The sequence below is a fragment of the Chryseobacterium potabilaquae genome (assembly GCF_902728265.1).
GTDB classification, from domain to species: Bacteria; Bacteroidota; Bacteroidia; order Flavobacteriales; family Weeksellaceae; genus Chryseobacterium; species Chryseobacterium potabilaquae.
This window is the reverse complement of sequence record NZ_CACVBR010000014.1, coordinates 64,115-84,805: the sequence shown is the minus strand read 5'-3', so window position 1 is coordinate 84,805 and position 20,691 is coordinate 64,115. Positions and strand designations below refer to the sequence as shown.

General features: G+C 31.8%; 15 protein-coding genes. 4 read left to right on the top strand and 11 right to left on the bottom strand.

Annotated features, from left to right (window positions below; all coding sequences use genetic code 11):
• Positions 1-301 precede the first annotated feature (301 nt).
• From serS to CHRY9293_RS09500, 10 genes are all read right to left on the bottom strand, one after another.
• Positions 302-1,573, bottom strand: coding sequence for a serine--tRNA ligase (gene serS / locus CHRY9293_RS09545; protein WP_162032767.1), 1,272 nt, complete (start codon positions 1,571-1,573; stop codon positions 302-304).
• 75 nt (positions 1,574-1,648) lie between these two features.
• Positions 1,649-2,149, bottom strand: a complete 501-nt coding sequence (locus tag CHRY9293_RS09540; RefSeq protein ID WP_162032766.1) for a hypothetical protein — start codon at positions 2,147-2,149, stop codon at positions 1,649-1,651.
• A 67-nt stretch (positions 2,150-2,216) separates the two neighbouring features.
• Entirely contained in the window at positions 2,217-3,824 is a 1,608-nt protein-coding gene (locus tag CHRY9293_RS09535) for an asparagine synthetase B family protein (RefSeq protein WP_162032765.1), read from the bottom strand.
• Position 3,825: 1 nt separating this feature from the next.
• Entirely contained in the window at positions 3,826-5,076 is a 1,251-nt protein-coding gene (locus CHRY9293_RS09530) for an MATE family efflux transporter (RefSeq protein WP_162032764.1), read from the bottom strand.
• Positions 5,073-6,203 carry a glycosyltransferase gene (locus CHRY9293_RS09525; protein WP_162032763.1) on the bottom strand — a complete coding sequence of 377 codons (1,131 nt, stop codon included), beginning with the start codon at positions 6,201-6,203 and terminating at the stop codon, positions 5,073-5,075. Before CHRY9293_RS09525 ends, CHRY9293_RS09530 begins: the two co-directional genes overlap by 4 nt.
• A 55-nt stretch (positions 6,204-6,258) precedes the next feature.
• Positions 6,259-6,747: a hypothetical protein gene (locus CHRY9293_RS09520; RefSeq protein ID WP_162032762.1), complete on the bottom strand. Its 489-nt coding sequence runs from the start codon at positions 6,745-6,747 to the stop codon at positions 6,259-6,261.
• Positions 6,748-6,864: 117 nt separating this feature from the next.
• On the bottom strand, positions 6,865-7,650 hold the full coding sequence (locus tag CHRY9293_RS09515) for a (Fe-S)-binding protein (RefSeq protein WP_122545414.1): 786 nt from the start codon (positions 7,648-7,650) through the stop codon (positions 6,865-6,867).
• A 79-nt stretch (positions 7,651-7,729) separates the two neighbouring features.
• Positions 7,730-9,061 (bottom strand): 4Fe-4S dicluster domain-containing protein, encoded by a 1,332-nt coding sequence (locus tag CHRY9293_RS09510; RefSeq protein WP_162032761.1) that lies wholly within the window; start codon positions 9,059-9,061, stop codon positions 7,730-7,732.
• 9 nt (positions 9,062-9,070) lie between these two features.
• Complete coding sequence (locus CHRY9293_RS09505; RefSeq protein WP_162032760.1) at positions 9,071-10,021, bottom strand: MlaD family protein; 951 nt, start codon at positions 10,019-10,021, stop codon at positions 9,071-9,073.
• A 129-nt stretch (positions 10,022-10,150) separates the two neighbouring features.
• Positions 10,151-12,301, bottom strand: a complete 2,151-nt coding sequence (locus tag CHRY9293_RS09500; protein ID WP_162032759.1) for a SurA N-terminal domain-containing protein — start codon at positions 12,299-12,301, stop codon at positions 10,151-10,153.
• Between the two features lie 261 nt (positions 12,302-12,562).
• On the opposite strand from CHRY9293_RS09500, the gene lon reads away from it, so the two are divergent.
• Complete coding sequence (lon, locus tag CHRY9293_RS09495) at positions 12,563-14,968, top strand: endopeptidase La (protein ID WP_162032758.1); 2,406 nt, start codon at positions 12,563-12,565, stop codon at positions 14,966-14,968.
• A 157-nt stretch (positions 14,969-15,125) separates the two neighbouring features.
• A complete protein-coding gene (locus CHRY9293_RS09490; protein ID WP_162032757.1) occupies positions 15,126-16,238 on the top strand; it encodes an AI-2E family transporter in 1,113 nt (370 codons plus the stop codon).
• A gap of 13 nt (positions 16,239-16,251) precedes the next feature.
• Here CHRY9293_RS09490 and CHRY9293_RS09485 read toward each other — a convergent pair whose 3' ends face one another.
• Complete coding sequence (locus tag CHRY9293_RS09485) at positions 16,252-17,610, bottom strand: acyl-CoA dehydrogenase family protein (protein WP_162032756.1); 1,359 nt, start codon at positions 17,608-17,610, stop codon at positions 16,252-16,254.
• Positions 17,611-17,818: 208 nt separating this feature from the next.
• On the opposite strand from CHRY9293_RS09485, the gene CHRY9293_RS09480 reads away from it, so the two are divergent.
• Together CHRY9293_RS09480 and pgi are read left to right on the top strand one after the other, a co-directional pair.
• A complete protein-coding gene (locus CHRY9293_RS09480; protein ID WP_162032755.1) occupies positions 17,819-18,721 on the top strand; it encodes a DUF4349 domain-containing protein in 903 nt (300 codons plus the stop codon).
• A gap of 329 nt (positions 18,722-19,050) precedes the next feature.
• Positions 19,051-20,691: a glucose-6-phosphate isomerase gene (gene pgi, locus CHRY9293_RS09475; RefSeq protein WP_162032754.1), complete on the top strand. Its 1,641-nt coding sequence runs from the start codon at positions 19,051-19,053 to the stop codon at positions 20,689-20,691.

The following is a 20,691-nucleotide window of genomic DNA, read 5'->3' as shown; positions in this document are numbered from 1 at the left end:
AGACATGGAGAGAGAAGGTCCAGAAATTGAATTTAATATCCCTGTAACTTAATAAATCTCAATAATTTGTTTTTCAATATGTTATAGTAAAGATGGCTGTTTAACGCAGGAATCCTTGCCGCCCCTCATGATTGGATTACAAAAGTTGATGACAATACAGTAAAAATTACATATGATCTAAAATCTATATTGGGAGAAAATCCTCCTACTCTTAAAAATAATGATCAAAAGATTATAATAACAACAGAATAAAAAATGGGCCTCAGAAATTTCAGAGGCCCATTTTTATATAGGATAATTCTTAATCACTAATTAAATCAAACCTTGCATATTCAGCAATCTTTTTAGGAAGCCTAATTCCCTCTTCTGTTTGATTATTCTCAAGTAAAGCAGCCATTATTCTTGGAAGTGCCATAGCCGATCCATTAAGTGTATGAACCAATTGGGACTTTCCCTCTCCTTTATAACGACATTTAAGACGATTAGCTTGGAAGGTTTCAAAATTAGAAACAGAGCTAACCTCTAACCATTTTTCCTGCGCAGCACTCCATACTTCAAAATCATATGTCATAGCAGCAGCAAATCCCGTATCTCCACCACACAACCTTAAAACTCTATAAGGTAGCTCAAGATCCGATAATATTTCTTTAATATGCTCCACCATTTCCTCTAATACAGCATAAGAGTTTTCAGGTTTTTCAATTCTTACAATTTCTACTTTTTCAAACTGATGGAGACGATTTAATCCTCTTACATGAGCTCCATAGCTTCCAGCTTCTCGTCTATAACACTGAGAAAAAGCAGTGTTCTTAATAGGAAGATCTCTTTCTTCTAATAATACATCACGATACAAATTAGTAACCGGAACTTCTGCAGTAGGTATCAAATATAGGTCATCTAGCCCGATATGATACATTTGCCCTTCCTTATCCGGTAATTGTCCTGTTCCATATCCTGAGGCCTCATTTACCACATGAGGAGGGTTTACTTCCATATATCCTTTATCAATATTCTTATCTAAAAAATACTGGACCAATGCTCTTTGTAATCTTGCTCCTTTACCTAAATAAACAGGAAATCCAGCTCCAGCGATCTTTACCCCTAATTCAAAATCAATTAGATTATATTTTTTGGCCAACTCCCAATGTGGAACAGCACCTTCTCCAAGTCCTTCCACATCATGAGATTGATAAATTATTTCATTGTCATCTGCAGACACTCCACTTTTCACCAATTCACTAGGAACATTGGGAATTTGGTATAAAATATCTAATAAAGCTTTTTCTTGAACATCTAATTGAGATTGTAATTCTTTACTCGACTCTTTATATTGGGCTGTTTTAGATTTTGCGGATTCTGCTTCTTCTTTTTTTCCTGCTTTCATTAAAAGTCCAATTTCCTTGGAGATTTTATTGATTTCAGAAAGTTGAGAATCCAATTCAAACTGAATTTTTTTCCTTAGGTCATCAGTAGCAACAGCCTCATCGATCAACTCAAGATTTTTGAATTGTCTTTTCTTTAGGCCTTCTAAAACGCGCTCCTTATTTTCGCGCAAAAAATTGACTTGTAACATTTTATTTAGATGTTAGTTATTAGATGTTGGACATTACATAACGTAATCGCCTTAACAGATTTACAAATTTAAAAACTATTTAACTATTGTAACGATATTCGGAGAATTCGGTTGTTTGGTAAATTTCAAGTTTTTATTATAAAAAACCTTTGAAACTTCAAATACACTTGGGCTCAAATGATAATGAATTTCTAATGTATCATTAATCGTATCGTTGACATTATTTACAGTTCTCCTTAAAGCCAAAGCTATTTTCGACCGATAAGTTTGATCATTCCCTGAACTTAATGAGTCAATTAATTCTCTTTTGGCACTTGCAATATATTCCATATATAAAATAGAATCGGCATCAGCTTTAAGAGGAATCGATATAGGAGCATTATCCGTTACGCCTAAGACATCATTAGCTGTATAAGTAAAAAAACCTTCTGTCTTTTTGTTAAACAAATCTTGACCACTACCGTTTCTCATATAAAGATTGATAATCTGATCTATTTTTTGAATAGAATCATCATCACTTCTGCAACTTAGAAGCAGGCAAAAAAGCACCAATGATCCCCAAAAAACATTTTTCATACGACAAATATACTTTATTTCAAGTTTTAAAAATAATACACAACTGAAGAATTTGATATTTAATCATTTAAAAAGTGCGGTATTTATCTTTTAGAAATTGAATATACCAGTTAGAAATGACTGCATTATATGTTTTAAAATGCGTAAATGGTTTTCCTTGATTCTCCTCAATGGATCTCATCATCCTTTGAGTCAATAATTGATAATAAGGCCAATCGGCATTATTTATTCGTTGTAATACCATTTTCCAGGGAAAGAAATATCTTACGGCATCTTTTATTTTTTGGAAGAAATGGACATATTCAGCAACTGACAATTCTTCTTTTTTGGGAAAGTTAATGCAAAAAGGAGTAAAAAATGATTCTACAAGAACATAATCGTACAATTTTTTACCTTCCCTGTACTTAAAAGGCACATTTCTATAGAAATTAACAAGTTCTTTATCCCATAATGGGAAATAGTGCTCAAACCGATAAAAAGTAAAAACGTGAGAAGAATGAAAGATAAATTTAGCCAACTTCTCCTGAATATCCCATTCTTCTATCGTCATATTATATCCCTCATGAATAAAAGATTTTCCTATAGGTATAAGGCTTTTATCAATTCTATCTTGTATCCATTTTCTCTTTCGATTATTCTTTTGTATGAAGTTGAAATATTTTGATTCAATAAATGCGGCTAATCGTTTAAACGATATTTCATTCTTGACTGTTTTATTAATATAGCTACCTCCTAAAAAATCACCCGAATGTCCTGGTAAAAAAACAGATTCTTTTGGGAGAATACCATTCTTTATTAAATGAGCAACTGCAAAATATTCCATCAAATAAGGCATTGCAAATCCGTTGGATGCATATTCAACATATTCTTGATATAAAGATCCCGATTGAATTTCATCAATATTTATTTGGGCATAATTAACAAAATGCCATTCGTATCCTAATTCTTTCGCAACCGCTTTACTCAAAAATACCTCAGGATTTTCTTTTCCATAGGTAATACAAATTACTTTTTTATAATTCAGCCTTTTCAAAAGACTCACGATAAGACGAGAATCAAAACCACCACTTAACGGAACTACAGCCGTTCTACCGTTTAAAAATTGTAATAGTCTATCTCCTATATTGAGTATAACTGCTTCCGCTTCTTCTGCCAACTCATCAAACGATTTATCAGAGAAATCATTGGTAATAAAATTTTTATATTGGGTTATTTCACTTTCTATTCTATTAATTTTCAGAATCTGATTCGCATTTGTTTTAAAAATATTTTCTTCTAGCGTTTCATTAGAAAGTACAAAACCTGCCGTTTCAAACTCATAGACCGCTTTATTATTCAATTTAAACTTTTTTCTATATTGAATAATTTCATTCCATTGATCAGAAACTATTAATTTGTCATCATCATACCCATAGAATAATGGAAAAAAATTGACACTATCACTAATTAGTTGACAATCATTTTCAGAAATAATAATAAAAGTAAAAGCACCATTAATACTATTACAAAAATCTTCCAAATTTGTCACTTTTAATTCCTGAAGAATAAACTCTATTGCCTTATCTCCCTTATAAAGTTGATTATAGGAATCAAAAAAATATCCTAAAAAATATAAATTTTCAGAATTTGTCCATGAATAGGTGTTATTTCCTTTTAGGAGAAGTTTAATATTCATTTTACTTTTTTAGTTTTTGTAATATTAATCTTATTTCATTTTTTGTAATCCAAAAATCATAAAAGTGAAACTCTGTCAATTGATAAAAGCTCCATAATAATAATGCAGAAGAAAGACAATATGAAATAGAGGTCATTATACATGCTCCTATTATACCCCATCGAGGAATAAGATAAAAAGAAACTAAAAGAGTAAATACTAATCCTACAATAGATTTAATATTTAAAATTTTAAGTCTATTCATTCCCGCAAAATAAAATCCAATTATATTACTTACCGCTATCGCCAAGATTCCTGGAGAAAGGAATAAAATAATCTTCTTTGTCTCATAAAAATCTTTGCCAAAAACCATTGTATAAAACGAGGCAGGAATAAGCAACATTCCAATGATACATATAAGTGTCATCAAAAAACTAAGTTTCAAGGAAATTTTAGTCTGCGCAATCATATGATTGGGATTATCACTATTAATGATATCTGAATAAAGAACATATGCCAAGCTTCTGCTAACCGTCCATATTGCTTCAGAAAATGCGATTCCTACAGAAAAAACACCAACACTGGTAATGCCTCTGAAATATTCTAAAAAAAAAAATGATAATCTGTTGTTTAGAAATTGAAAAAAAGAACTCAACTGTGTTTTCCAACCATAATTAAACATATCATTTCTGATATTTTTAGAAAAATAAAGATGGGAAATAATCAATTTTTGCCATAGTTGAATGGAGCTTGAAACAAATAAAACAAATAAACAAATAATCTGTGCTATGAAGTAAACAGCCACTTTTTTCATTCCTAAAACATATACCATCACAACAATAAAAAGTACTTGTATCAATAACTGCAAAATAGTATATACATTAAACAACTTGATATTTTTCATTCCAATAAATAAATTAATATTGGTAGAAAGAAGCGATGAAATAACAGACAATATAATCAAATAAAAAGTATATTCTTTCGTCAAGCTATAGCTAAAAATAAAAGGAACTGTACATCCTACAAACACAGACCAACTATATGCATATAATACAATTTGTTCTTTCCTGAATTTTGAAGCAAAATAAGATGTACTACTTCCTGAAAAAATATTGCTTATGAAAGAAACTATGGAAAGATTGGCTATAATAATAGATATAAGTCCCTTTCCTTCACTTCCCCACATATTGGTAGAATATATTACAAGTCCAAAATTTAATCCTAAAATTAAAAACCTTGAAATAAAAGTCTGTATAATCAATTGGTACTTCATTTCTTTATAGATTGCCTAATGAAGTTCGTAAATAGATCCCGTATTATACCCCAATTAAAATTTTCTGTAAATAGTTTTCTTGCGAAGCGAGCATGTTTGTTATACAGATCAGGATGATCAATATAGTTTTCAATTAACTTTGAAATAGCATAGGCGTCCTCTGGATTAACTAGATATCCAAATTTTGAAATATCAATATGATTTTCAATAGCTTTTAAGTGTGAGTAAATAATGGGTTTCCCTGATCCCGCATAATAGAATAGCTTTATAGGTAAACAATGATTATATTCAAAGTTACGCTCTCTTAGATCAAAGCAGATATCGACATCGGCATAAGAATCAGTAAATTCCTTAAAAGGGACATAATTTTTAATATTTATATTTTCCCACTTATATTCCTGTAGTAAATTAGAAAAATAATCTTTATCTGTTACTCTTTTAGGAGCACCCACGATAGTCATTTTCAACTCAACTTCAGGCCTGTTATGACGGAATATATGAGCTGCTTTAAAAAAATTCTCTATCCCATCTTCTTTGGAAATTCTCCCCGTATAGCATAAATTTATTTCTTTATCTTTTAGTTCTTTAATACTTTCTTTTACATAAGACTGATGAGGATAATAAGGAAGAAGAATATTTTTTTTAAAAGGGAAAATATATGCCAAAGGAAATTTTTTTGATGCCTCTCCAAATATAAAATGAGTACTGCAAACACCCGCATATATCTGTATTAAAAAAAACTTGATTGCATGCACAAATCTTGAGAGGGATGAATACGATTGAAGCATTCTAAAAGAAGGATACCATTCTGTAATATCATAGATAATGCTCATCTTTTTCTCCTTAAACCTCTTTGAAGCTATTACGGCTAATGGCTCTGAACAAATAATACAATCCGGAAGAAATGATCTTATCACTTCTTGGAAGACTTCAGATTTTTTCTTTGAACTTTTTTCTAAAATAGAATATGATTCGATTTCAATCCCCTCAATACATCCATTGTAATCCGAACACAAACTGCAAATCTTTACTTGATATCCTTTTCCTTCCAATTCTTTTGCCTGATGATAAAATATTCTATCATCATCATATCGGTGAGCTGTTGTTAGGAAAAGTATTTTCAACATGAATGTAATCCATAAAAGAAGAAGCGGAATATTCCACTTCTTCTTTTATCTTTTATTATTTAATAGAAGCAGCCCAGCTTTTTTCAAAAGGTAAAAGAAAATGACTCAAAAAATCTAAATAGGTATTTTTTGAAAAGTCAAAAACCTCAATTTCTTTAGAAAGTTCTCCACTTCTAATTTTATTTTTAAAATCAATAAGTTTCAAGGTTTTTACTTCTCCATTTTCTATGAAACTTGCTTTCATTCTATCAAATAAACCTAATTGATACTTTTCATCAATTTCTTTCATTACTTTTCCCAAAGCATCAATACTACAGCCTGATGCAGCTTCTTTTTCTTCATCTACACAAATAATAATAAATTGGTTTTTCTCGATTTTAAACGAAGAAGAAAGTGATTTCCCGTGTGCTGCCCATACAGCAAGAAAATCAAATAACTTTTCAGTAATTACTTTTGCTTCTTTTGTTTCAAGAGGTCTTGAGGCCGGATATATAATAACTCTATAATCATTGGTTTCCACAATGTTTGATTCTTCAATCTTCATATCTGAGTAATTTAAAATATAAAATTAAGAATTATAATTGATTTAATCTTTTTTAAACAATAAAACTCAAGAATAATCTTGAGTTTCATCTATATATTATATTTACTATTTATGTTATTATAGATCTTCTGCTTCCGCAAGAAGCTCAACAATATCTTTTACTTCTACTTCCGTATTTTTATTAAAATGCTTCACACCATCAGTCATCATTGTATTACAAAATGGGCAGCCCGTAGCTATTACTTTCGGTTCAAAAGATAATGCTTCTTCTGTTCTTTCAATATTAATATCTTTATTTCCTTTTTCAGGTTCTTTAAACATTTGAGCACCTCCAGCTCCACAGCAAAGACCATTGGTTTTACAACGCTTCATCTCTACCAATTCAGCATCTAGTTTTTCAAGCAGAACCCTTGGAGCCTCATATTCATCATTTGCTCTTCCCAAATAGCATGGGTCATGGAAGGTAATTTTCTTTCCTTTGAACGCTCCTCCTTCAATCTTCAATCTACCATCTTCCATAAGTTTTTTAAGAAATTGCGTATGATGAATCACCTCAAAATTTCCTCCTAAACTAGGATATTCGTTTTTTAATGTATTAAAGCAATGAGGACAAGCTGTCACAATACTTTTTACTTCATAGGCATTCAGAATTTCAATATTCGTAAGAGCCATCATCTGGAAAATAAATTCATTTCCAGCACGTTTTGCAGGATCTCCTGTGCAACTTTCTTCTTGGCCTAATACCGCAAATTCAACTCCTATTTTATTTAATATTTTGCAAAATGCCTTTGTAATTTTTTTTGCACGGTCATCAAAACTCCCTGCACAACCTACCCAAAATAAAACTTCTGGTGATTTTCCTTCGGCAGCATATTCTGCCATTGTTTTTATATTGAAATCCATTGTAATTTAGTAATGTAAAATGTAACAACTATACTATCTTTCAGACTTATCGTCACAACATTTAATTAATATTCTTATATTAATTTTCGTTTGCCCAATTTAAACGATCAGCTTGATTATACTGCCAAGGTGCAGCATTATTTTCTACGTTTGTCATCATTAGATTGAGTTCTTGCGGAGCAGCAGACTGTTCCATCACCAAGAATCTTCTCATTTCAAAAATAATAGAAAGAGGATCTAATAGGACAGGGCAAGCTTCTGTACAAGCATTACAAGTAGTACAAGCCCATAACTCTTCTTTTGTGATATAGTCATTTAATAACTTTTTACCATCATCTACAAATTGTCCGTTTTTATCAATATTTCTTCCTACTTCTTCCAATCTATCTCTTGTTTTCATTAAAATAAGTCTCGGAGAAAGTTTCTTTCCTGTAATATTAGCCGGGCAAACTGAAGTACAACGTCCACATTCTGTACATGAGTACGCATTTAATAACTGAACTTGATTCAAATCAAAAATATCTTCTGCTCCAAATTTTGATGGTGCTTCCTCTTCCCCTTCTGCAGGTGCAGCAGCGTATGGATCAGCATTAGGATCCATCATTAATTTGATTTCTTTTGTCACTGAATCTAGATTATTAAACTTCCCTTTTTTTTCCAAATTCGCATACCAAGTACTTGGGAAAGCCAAAATAATATGCAAATGCTTCGAATAATATAGATAATTCATAAAGAACAAAATTCCCACAAAATGAAACCACCATGCAGCTCTTTCGATAAAAAATAATGATCCATCACCAAAACCATTAAACAAAGGTCCTAAAAGGTTAGAACTGATTGGAAAACTTCCATGCTCTGGTAAAAGGCCTCTTTGTTGTAGAACCCAATCTGAAGCATTCATTTTAAAGAAAGCCATCATAAGGGCAAATTCAATAATCAGAATCCAATTTGCATCTTGCTTTGGCCATCCAAAAAGTTCCTTCATTGTCAATCTTTTTACTCCATAGAAGTTTCTACGAATAAAAAATATAACGACTCCGATGACAACTAAAAGAGCCAAGACTTCTAATGTCGCAGTAAATATGTTGTATAAACTATGTCCTAATACTGAAGATAAAAAACGATGTGTTCCAAAAACGCCATCAACAATAATCTCAACAAGTTCTATATTAATGATAACAAAACCTATATAAACAAAAAGATGTAAAATTCCGGCGACAGGACGCTTTACCATTTTGCTCTGCCCCATAGCAACCCGTGCCATAGTAGACCATCTCTCTTCTTTTTTGTCATTTCTTTTGATTTCCCTACCTAATCTAATGTTTCTGTATATCTTTTGCAGGCTTTTTCCAAACAGCCCAAAACCAGCAACTAGTAAGACTAGAAAAATAATATTATCAATATATTGCATGTGTGTGTATTAGTCTTTATTGTTTTTACCGAAAACTGAGAAATTAATGTATCTTTTCGGATTGGCTTTCATATCCTCAATCAATGAATTCAAATTAGTAGATGCCGCATTTAAATTATTATAAAGCTGCTCGTCTTTCATTAATTTACCTAAACTTCCTTGCCCATTATCAATACCCCCAATCACTTGATTAAGCTTACCTACAGTAATATCAAGGTTGGCAATGGTAGAGTTCAATTTTTTCGTATCAATACTTTCCGCCAAGTTACCATATTTGTCTAATGTTACTTTTCCACTCTGCATGGTTAAACTTGCATCATCTAATACTTTTTGAAGTTTAGGATCATTATGTCCCACTAGATTATTCACATTTCCTGCTGTCGTTTGCAATGCTGCAACAGTTTTATTAAGATTTGAAAGAAGAGCTTTAATTTCTGCTCTATTTTGATTGTCTACAAGTAGATTGGCGTTTGCCATTAAAGAATCTACTCTATGCAAAACGGTTTGTAACTGATCTTTAACAGGTCCTACTTGAGATGAAAGGCTTCCCAAAGTACCTAATTTAAATGCTCCTTTGAGTGTATCTCCATCTTTTGCTGTTATTCCTCCATACTCAAGATTTATCCTCATTTCTTTTCCTGACATTAAACCAGGTTCAAAAATCTCTAATGTTGAATTTTTGGAAAATTGAAAGTTATTATCGACTGTAATTTTAACAATAAAGTTAATTCTTCCATTATTTAAATTTTTAGGGATAATTTTATCAACCTGCCCCACTTTCAAGCCATTAATAGAAACAGGCGCTGATTGAGCCAAACCTTCAACATTATCATATTTTGCGAAAAATATATTGTCGGTAGTGAAAAGACTCCTCCCTTTCATGAACTGAAATAATAATACAAAGCCCACAATAGCCAATAGCGCTATCGCACCAGCTTTTAATTCTTTACTAAATTTCACTTTCTAAATTTTTTCTAATGAGCAAATATAATACATTTTAAATTAATGTTTTTCTTTTATTGTTCTGCCCTAAATACAAAAAGCGGCAAAAAAAATTGCCGCTTTTATTCTTAATAAGAATTAATTTTATTATTGTTGAGAACCTGTTTTATTCCAGATTTCTATCCTAAAGTCTTTGATGTCAGCATTATCTTGCAAACTCTTTAACCAAGCTTGTCCAAACATCCCAGTATTTCTCTGCGTAATAGATTCTGTAAACTGTTTAAGATCTCCAGGTTGTTTATTCGTTGTTTCATTCTTTTTAATAAGAACATACACCGCTGTACCTCCTTCTATTGGATTAGAAATCTTACCCTTTGCCACTCCAAACGCTGCTCCTGCAACCTTAGGTTCCATAGCTCCTGCTACTGAAGGATTTAATATATTTACTTGTGCATTTTGCTTCGTAGTTGCAAATAGTTTTGCTATTTGATCTAAACCAGAAGCCTTAGCCGCTGTAATTTTATCTGATATTTGTTTTGCTGCTAATTTATTTTTAACAATTACTTCAATCTGGTCTCTTACAGATTCTGGATCAGCAAGACCTTCTTCTTGTTTTCCATTTAAATAAACAACAATTTTATCGCCTGTTCCATCTACCGTAAAGAATTCTGTATCTCCTTTAGATCTTTTCTTATCAAAGGCCCAAGCTAAAATATCTGCATCTTTGTCTGTTCCCAATCCTTGAAGTTTTCCATCAAATCTTTTTGCCTGCTTTGGATTAGAAAACTGATAATTCCCTTTTTTAGCAATATTTACAAAATCATTAAAAGATTTCCCTTGAACTTGTTGAATAAATTTCCTTGCTTTTTTATCTATTTCAGACTCTGTAGCATCAGATGGCTTAACTGCTTTCACAAGGTTAGCAACTTTATAGACTAACGCTCCAGTCTTTTTATCTTCAATATTAATAATATGATACCCAAATTGAGTTTCAACAACTCCAGTTGCCCCTTTCGGATTGTTTGCTAAATAATGTAAAAACTCAGGAACAAAAGGTGTTTCAGGAGTTGTCCATCCTAAGCTTCCTCCTTGAGCTGCAGAATTTGGGTCACTAGAAAGCTTAAGAAAATCAGTAAATTTAGCAGGTGTTGCTTTTACTATGGCTCCAATAGAATCTGCTAATTTTTTAGCTTCCTCTTTAGATCTAGTAACTCCTTCCCCTGCAGGACTTCCTTTAAAAGCAATAAGGATATGTCTTGATAATGTAGAATCTGATGTCTTTTTACCTAAAAGTTTAGAGACCACATATACATTTTGTTCTTTATAAGGTCCGAATGTTTGACCTATCGAAGCAGTTGCGATTTGGGCTTGGATAGTTGGAGGCAATTGGCTAGGCTGTACATACTGATTGCTAAAAGGCATATCAGAGTTTGCCATTATAAACATAGAGTCATTCTTTGTATTTTGAAAGTTCTCTGTTCCCCCACTAGCATCAGTTCCTCCAGAAAATAATTTTGTAATCTCTTTTTGAGCCGCTGCATCATCAGCAGTACTTGGCTGAGAAGGAAAATAAACAACACCAATATTTCTACTCGCTTCCGTTTTAAACATAACAGGATGCTGTTTAATATAACCTGCTAAATCTTGAGTGGTTACATTGATCTTTGTTTTCTGAAGATAAGTAGTATAATCAATTTTAACAAAATCAATATCCGCAAGCTGATCTCTTTGTCTCATTAATTCTTCAGCTTCCTTTTTACCTGTTGTAACACCAGCCGAAAGATTGGCAAACACCTGTCTCGCCATTAATCGATATTCAATAGATTTTCTATTCTTAAGCCATTGGCTATATCCTTCGGGATTTTGTTGTTTTAAGTCCTCTACTTGTTTTTTAATTTCCTGTGTCTTAAAATTACCCTTCTCATCATAAAACTGTTTACTTTGAGCAAACATTTGATCATACTGAATCTGGTTCCAGAAGTAATCATCCGTCATTTCAAAACCTAATTTCTCAAATTGTTGTTTGATAAGTTTAGATTGAATCAATAACTGCCAAGCCTGCTCTTCAAGCCCCGTTTTGGGTTGTCCTTGCTGCTCAGCCTGTTGTTGTATTACGAAAAGTTGATCATAAAACTCTTCACGTGTAATTTTTTCACCATTTACTTTTCCTAAAACATCAGGATTCTTACCAAAAACCTTATCAATACTATCTGGGTTGACCAAAAACGCTAAAAGCGCCAATGCAATTACACCCATTAATAGCCAAGGTCTGTTCCTAATCTGTCCTAAAATTGCCATTTATATAAATTATAGTTTTTTATCAGTTTGCGAAAATACACATTTTTAAGAAATTACAGAAGTCGAAGTTCCTTTTTTATTTTTTTTACGATCTAATTATACTAAAAAGGAAATTTTGACCATATTTTTCATTAAAAAACAAATGGCATAAGTATTGCGCATTATTATATATGTATTATATGTTGTCTATTTTCAGCATATATTATGAAATAGCAATATAACGATTTAAAACGAAAATGACAAATTGTCATTTGAATAATTATGACAGAATTTGAAGATATAAATTTTGATGAAATCATCGGTGAAGGGTTTGATATTGTAGCAGAGGAAATTAACATTTCTGATTTTTCAGAAACTGCAAAAAATTCCGAACAAAAGATATTCCCAATCCTTCCTGTAAGAAATATGGTCATGTTTCCCAATGTGGTAATTCCTATTACAGCAGGGAGAAAAACATCCATACAACTTATTGAAGAGGCACAAAAAAATGGCGATTTGATTGGAATTGTAAGTCAAAAAAATTCAGACCTGGAACTTCCTTTCGAAAAAGACATATACCAAATAGGAACTTTAGCAAAAATTATTAAAATCATTAAACTTCCTGAAGGTAATATTACAGCTATAACAAAAGGTTTTCAGAGATTTAAAATCAAGAAAATGCTTCATACTCAGTCTTACTTTAGAGCTGAGATTTCAAAATTAAAGGATTCAAACCCTAAAAATAAGGACGAATACGAAGCTTTACTTGAAAATATCAAAGATCTTGCTTTAAAAATCATTGAACTCGATCCCAATATTCCCAATGCTGCAAATTTTGCTATAAAGAATATAAACAACAATGATGATTTGCTAAATTTCATCTGTACAAATGCTAATTTCCCATATACTGAAAAGCAAAAATTGCTTGAAGAGAAAAATCTAATGGAAAGAGCTAATAAGTGCTATGAAATGATGCATGAAGATTTCAGAAAGCTTGAACTGAGAAATCAAATTCATCAAAAGACCTCTAAAGATCTTGACAAGCAACAAAGAGAATATTTTCTAAATCAACAAATTAGAACTATTCAGGAAGAATTAGGAGGGGGATCAGAAAGTGATATTGAGGATCTTATTAAAAAGGCGAAAGGGAAAAAGTGGAATCAAGAAGTAGAAGAGCATTTCCAAAAAGAAATTGGCCGACTCCAACGTCAAAACCCTAATTCACCGGATTATAATGTTCAAAGAAATTATTTAGATTTCTTTACTGACCTTCCATGGGAAACGTACACAAAAGATATTTTTGATATTGTAAAAGCAGAAAAAATATTAGATCAGGCTCACTTTGGACTGGAAGATATTAAAAAAAGAATTTTAGAACACATGGCTGTTTTAAAGTTAAAAAATAATATGAAATCTCCTATCCTTTTGCTAGTCGGGCCTCCAGGAGTGGGTAAAACCTCATTAGGAAAATCTGTTGCGGATGCTTTAGGTAGAAAATATGTAAGATTGTCTTTAGGAGGACTTCACGATGAAAGTGAAATTCGAGGACATAGAAAAACTTATATAGGAGCAATGGCAGGAAGGATTCTTCAATCGATAAAAAAGTCTGGCACTTCTAACCCTGTTATTGTATTAGATGAAATTGATAAAGTTGGACAAGGTATCCATGGAGATCCTAGTTCCGCATTACTTGAGGTTTTAGATCCGGAACAAAATAAGTCCTTTTACGACAATTTCTTAGAAATGGGTTATGATCTATCTAAAGTAATGTTTATTGCAACAGCAAATTCTTTTTCCTCTATTCAAACTCCTCTCTTGGACAGAATGGAAGTTATTCAAATTGCAGGCTATACACTTGAAGAGAAAATCGAAATTGCAAAAAGGCATTTAATCAAAAAACAACAGGAAGAAAATGGGTTAGATTCAAAATCATTTAAGCTTGGAAATGCTGAGCTTAAACATATTATTGAAGCTCATACATCCGAAAGTGGGGTAAGAACTCTCGAAAAGAGAATTGCTGCTATTGCAAGATGGTCAGCATTACAAACCGCTTTATCTAAAGAATACAATGGCAAAATTTCTATTGAAAAAGTGGACGAGATATTAGGAGTTCCTAGACCAAAAAGCTTATCTGAAATTACAAGTGTTCCCGGTGTGGTAACAGGTCTTGCCTGGACAAGCGTTGGCGGAGATATTTTATTCATTGAAAGTATTTTAAGCAATGGAAAAGGGACATTAACGATGACAGGGAATCTAGGTACTGTGATGAAAGAATCTGCGACTATCGCTTTAGAATATATTAAAGCCAGACATGATGCTTTAGGAATTGCACAAGAAGATTTAGACAAAAAAAACATCCATGTTCACGTTCCCGAAGGAGCAACTCCAAAAGATGGACCCTCTGCAGGTATTGCAATGCTAACGTCAATGGTATCTTCTTTTAAAAATAAGAAAGTAAAACCTCATCTTGCAATGACTGGAGAAATAACACTAAGAGGAAAAGTACTTCCTGTAGGTGGAATCAAAGAAAAACTTCTGGCCGCAACGAGAGCAGGAATTAAAGATGTCATTCTTTGTGAAGCTAATAAAAAAGATGTGGATGAAATCAAAAAAGATTATTTGAAAAACATTAAAATTCATTATGTAAACAGAATGGAAGATGTTATTAGTATCGCCATTGAAAAATAATTAACAAACGTATATTAACCTTCTCCATAAAAACCATGTTCCAATTCTATGAAACGTGGTTTTTATTTACCTCCACACAATGAAAAGGGCTGATTAACCAAAAAAGGCCTGGTAATTGCTCGGTTTTTCTTATTTTTATGAGACATTTTTCAAAATTATGAATTTTCTTAGACTTCCTTTTCTTGTTAGATTTTCTTTAATTATCATTTCCATTATTGGAATTGGTTATCTTCTAGATTTAGGTCAAAGTATTTTAGCTCCCTTCTTTTTTGCATTTTTAATGGGTATGCTTTTTCTTCCTATAGCAACTTTTATGGAGAAAAAACTAAAGTTTCCAAGATCTTTGTCTACCATGATGTCCGTTATGATAATGATGGTTATTCTCAGTGGATTAGTCTATTTTTTTGGTTCTCAAATTGTTAGTTTTAGTAAAGATATTCCTCATCTTAGAGATCAATCAACCACACTATTCAACAGTCTCCAACATTGGGTATCCAAAACATTCAATGTAAAAATAGATGATCAACTCAATTATATTGATCAGGCTATAAACAAACTTCTCTCTTCATCCGGAATGATTCTCGGATTTACGTTTGGGATATTTTCTACAGGTTTTGGCTTCTTTTTATTTTTTATATTATTCTTTATTTTTATTTTAAACTATAGAAGAATTTTAAACAATTTTATTGTTAATATCTTTAGTGAAAAGCACAAAGCTAGTGTTCAGGAAGTAGTTACTGAAGTTAGGATTATTACTAAAAAATATATCATCGGGCTTTGCCTTCAAGTTATAATAGTATCTATTTTAACCTTCATTGTTTTAGCTATATTAGATGTAAAATATGCAATACTACTAGCTGTTTTAACTGGCTTACTTAATGTAATCCCTTATTTAGGAATATGTATTTCTCTTTTTATATCATGTTTCATAGCTTTTGCAACGGGATCTCCTTCCATTTGTTTTTATGTTATTCTTGGTTACATCATTGTTCATATTATTGATGGAAATATCATACTTCCTTTTGTCGTAGGATCTAAAGTAAAAATAAACGCCTTATTTTCTTTTCTGGGAATCATTATTGGAGAACACCTTTGGGGAATAGCAGGTATGTTCTTATGTATTCCTGCAATAGCCATTCTTAAAATAATTTTCGAGCGAGTAAATGGTTTAGAACCTTGGGGAAAATTACTTGGAGAGGAAGAAAAGCCACATCGAAAGAAAAAACACTACAAAATTTCAAAAAATATCACAATCAAAGAAATGGACTAATATTTTTTATTTATTAAACAAAAGCACTAAACCCGGTTATTGAGCGTCCTACTATTAATGAATTGATTTCTTTAGTCCCCTCGTATGAATAAATAGCTTCGGCATCCGCTACAAATCTTGCAACATCATATTCCAACAAAATCCCATTTCCTCCTAGAACCTCTCTAGCTCTAGAAACAATATCTCGGGTTCTCAAAGTACAAAAAACTTTGGCTAAAGAAGCATGCTCATCTTTTAAAATACCTTCATCCTGCATTTCAGATAATCTAAATACCATCGTTTGCATTGCTGTCAAATTAGAAAGCATTTCCACTAAATGACCTTGTATCATCTGAAATGAAGCTATGGGCTTTCCAAATTGCTTTCTTTTTCTTGTATAGTCCAAAGCACTTTCATAGGCTCCTCTTGCACAGCCTGTTGCCATCCAAGCGACTCCGGCTCTTGTCATTCTTAATACTTTTGCTGTATCTTTAAATGAATTGGCATTTTGTAAACGATTTTCTTCCGTTATTAAACAGTCTTTTAAAGTAATCAAACCATTTTGAACGATTCTCAATGCCATTTTACCTTTAATTTTCTCCACAGAAAAGCCCGGATTATCTTTTTCCACAATAAAACCTTTTACCTCACCATCCTTTACATCCCTTGCCCAAATAATAGTCAAATCAGCAAATGGTGCATTTCCTATCCATTTCTTTTGCCCATTTAGAATCCAACCTTCTGAGGTATTTTCACAAGTTACTGTTAATCCCCCCGCTGCACCTGAACCCACTTCAGGCTCCGTCAATCCAAAAGCTCCAATTTTTTCAAATTTTTGCATTTGTGGCAACCATTTTTGCTTTTGTTCTTCTGAACCACATATATAAATTGATCCCATCGCCAACCCCGACTGTACTCCAAAAAAAGTAGCAATTGAAGCATCAATCCTCGCCATTTCCATAGCAATAACACCTTCCATTAAAAAAGGCATTCCGGGACAACCATATCCTTCATAAGTTACCCCACAAATATTTAGTTTTTGAAACTTGGGAATTAATTCAAAAGGAAATTCATCTCTAAGCCAATAATGATTCACTAAAGGTTTTACCTCTTTTTCCATAAAGTCTCTTACTTTAAGTTGAATTTCTCTTTGCTCTAGCGTTAATGTATGATAAACATCATAGAAGTCACCATCAATTGGAGGAAGCTCTTTCTTTCCTGTATTAGGATTGAGCATTTTCATCAAACCTCCAAGTTGTTTATCATCTAATTTTGAAAAGCCCTGCATAAGCTTTGGCAAATCAACTTTTTTAGAAATTGCACTTAACTGATCAAAGTCAATAGCTTTGAATAGTTCTATTACATTACGGATTTTAGAAAAAGCATTTGACATAGTAATTTTTTGTTGGATTGATTTGTAAAAGTTATGCAAAAATCACTCCGAAAACAAATATTTAATTACAAATAAAATATACAAAACACTGATTTCAAAATAATTAATAACACTATGATAGATTTACAATTTATTTACTGTTGATTTTCAAACTTTACAAGTCTTTGCATAGGAACTTTGAAAAATATAAACTTTTAAAATCAATCATATGAGAACAACCTCCATTAGATTATCACTTGCTACCTTATTTTTACTAGGAATTTATTCTTGTAAAAAAGGAGAAGCAACAGCAAGTAAATATGAACTTTCAGAAAATGCTGATTCCTCAGCCATCGTCGTCTCAGACAGCATCTCTTCTGCTGCAACTATGAAGGTAAAGGATAAGCAGTTTATAAAAAAAGCAGAAGTAAATATGGAAGTGAAAGATGTTTATGATGCAACCATCTCTATTGAAAAATCAGTACAGGAATTAGGTGGATTTGTTACTCATAGTAACTTGCATAGTAATGTAATATCAGAAGATACTTATACTACATCAAATGAAGAAGCAGTACTTGTGAAAAAATATCAGACCGAAAACACAATGCAAGTAAAAGTCCCCACAGAAAGATTGGGAGAACTTTTAACAATGGTCAATAATAAAAAACTCTTTCTCAATGTAAGATCAATCAATGCAGAAGATGTAACTTCAAATATAAAGTATGCTGAACTAGAAGGTAAAAGAATAGAAAAAACAGGTGAGAACATCAGTCAACTCAAGACTAATAAAGCTAAAGTCAATATGAGTGACGATAATATGGCCGAAAATAATTTACAACAGTTAGCCCACTTTAATATGAGTGATCATATTAAATATAGTACTGTTGATATCTACATCAAAGAACCTAAGCTAAGAATTGCAGAAATTGCCATCACCAATACAAAAAATATTGATAATAAATATAAATTTAATTTTATTTACGGTGCAAAAAATGCTTTTATAGAAGGGATATATTTAATCCAAAAAATACTTATTGGGCTCATTACGATTTGGCCAATTTTATTAATCGCCGCAGTAGCCTTCTATTTTTTAAAAAAGAAAAAAAAAACATCTCACCCCTCTAAATTATAAATTTCCCACTTTGTTTTTATCTTATATTGAAAACACATAGAAAACTGCCAAATAAATAGATTGCTCCTAAAAGTTAGATTTTTTAGGAGCATTTTTATAGAAAGCAGCTAAGATCTGATGAAAAAATTCTTTCTCTAAAATTTCAAATTAGGATGAAAAATAAAAAATATATTTTTTTTATCTATTTTTTTAAAAATTTAAGTATTTCTTCTTCTTTTTAAACATTCACTCCAATCATTTTTTACGTAAATTTGCAAATTAAATTAACTGAGATTTAGATAATCTGAGCCGAATCATTACCTAGATCTAATAATCTAAGCCTTACATTTATGCTATCAAAAATAAACCCTATTCAAACTAACAGCTGGAAAGCTCTTGATGAGCATTTTAGCCAGAATGATTTTGATTTGAGAGAACTTTTTACAGATCATCCAAATCGCTTTAATGAATTTTCTTTGCAAAGAGAACATTTTATTTTTGATTATTCTAAAAATCTTATTGATACAAAAACAAAAGAACTTTTATTGAACCTTGCTGAAGAATGTCAACTAAAGAATGCTATTTCTGGCATGTTTTCAGGAGATAAAATTAATGAAACTGAAAAAAGAGCTGTTTTACATACCGCCCTAAGAGATTTTTCCAATAAAGAAATTTTGGTAGATGGGGAAAATATTAAACCGCAAATAAAAAAAGTTCTTGCTCATATGAAAGCTTTCTCGGAAAGTATTATTTCAGGAACACACAAAGGTTTTAGTGGAAAAGAAATTACTGATATCGTAAATATAGGTATTGGAGGTTCGGATTTAGGCCCCGTAATGGTATGCTCTGCCTTAAAACATTTTAAAACCAGATTACATGTTCATTTTGTTTCCAATGTAGATGGAAATCATATTGCAGAAGTTGTTAAAAACTTAAATCCTGAAACAACATTGTTTATTATTGCTTCTAAAACTTTCACAACACAAGAAACCATGACTAATGCTAATTCAGCAAAAGATTGGTTTTTAAAAGCTGGAAAGCAAGAAGATGTCGCCAAACACTTCGTTGCACTATCAACAAATGTTCAGGAAGTAAAAAAGTTTGGAATTGCGGAGGAAAACATTTTTGAATTCTGGGACTGGGTTGGTGGTAGATATTCCCTCTGGAGTGCTATTGGATTAAGTATCGTTCTGTCAGTTGGATATGACAACTTTGAACAGCTTTTGAAAGGAGCTTTTGATACAGACCAACATTTTCAAACAGCAGATTTCTCTGAAAACGTTCCTGTATTAATGGGGCTTTTAGGAATTTGGTATCGCAATTTTTATGCTGCTACAAGCTATGCTATACTCCCTTACTCACAATATTTAGATAGATTTGCGGCATATCTTCAACAAGGAGATATGGAAAGTAATGGCAAATGCGTAGACAGAAGCGGTGAATTTGTAGAATATGAAACAGGTCCAATTATTTGGGGAGAACCCGGAACAAATGGACAACATGCCTTTTATCAACTCATTCATCAGGGAACCGAATTAATTCCTTCTGATTTTATTGCGTATGCAAAAAGTTGTAATGCAGTTTCTGATCACCAAGACAAATTATTAGCTAATTTTTTTGCACAAACAGAAGCCCTGGCTTTTGGAAAAACAGAAGAAGAAGTTGAAAACGAATTAAGAAATGCTGGAAATTCGGATGACGAAATTGAGCGATTATTAAACTTTAAAGTCTTCCATGGCAATACTCCTACTAATTCAATACTATTCAAGGAATTAACTCCTTTTTCATTGGGGCAGCTAATTGCGATGTATGAACATAAAATATTTGTTCAGGGAGTTATTTGGAATATCTTTAGTTTTGATCAATTTGGAGTAGAATTAGGAAAAGTATTGGCTAATAAAATATTACCTGAACTTGAAAGTAAAGAGGTTATTACCTCTCATGATAGCTCTACCAATGGTTTAATTAACTATTACAAAGAAAACAAATAA